Source organism: Mesorhizobium sp. M2A.F.Ca.ET.037.01.1.1 (assembly GCF_003998075.1).
Taxonomy (GTDB): domain Bacteria; phylum Pseudomonadota; class Alphaproteobacteria; order Rhizobiales; family Rhizobiaceae; genus Mesorhizobium.
This window is the reverse complement of sequence record NZ_RZSA01001853.1, coordinates 1-407: the sequence shown is the minus strand read 5'-3', so window position 1 is coordinate 407 and position 407 is coordinate 1. Positions and strand designations below refer to the sequence as shown.

Annotated in this window: 1 pseudogene; it reads left to right on the top strand. The window is 63.1% G+C overall.

From position 1 onward, the window contains the following. Positions 1–182: 182 nt before the first annotated feature. A pseudogene (locus EOA27_RS40160) lies at positions 183–407 on the top strand (hypothetical protein); the annotation flags it as partial.

Below are 407 nucleotides of genomic sequence, written 5' to 3'. Positions count from 1 at the left end.
GGTCGTCCTCAAGCTGACGAGACAGACACGCAGGGAATTGGGCCTGTAGCAGCCGGCAGTCCGCCATCTTCATGCCCGGTTCATGTTGGAACCTTAAGCTCGGTAAATGGTTTGCTGGCGAAGGGCTCGCCACAAAGGGACATGCCGCGCGGCGGCAATTACGGACCGGAGAGTCGGCCACAATGTTGCGCACGATCGTCTGCCTTTCGGCTGTTGTCGCCGGATTGGTGTCTTCCGGCGCGTTCGCGGCGCCGAGTGGCGACGGCGCGGAAAGGGAGGCCCGCGCTCCCGGCGGCATCCTTCTCGCCCAGGACGGCAACATCGACGTCTATTACGACGCCAGGGGAAACCGCGTCATAGTCGATGCAGATACCGGCAAGGTCATCGCTATCCAGCCACCGGGCACC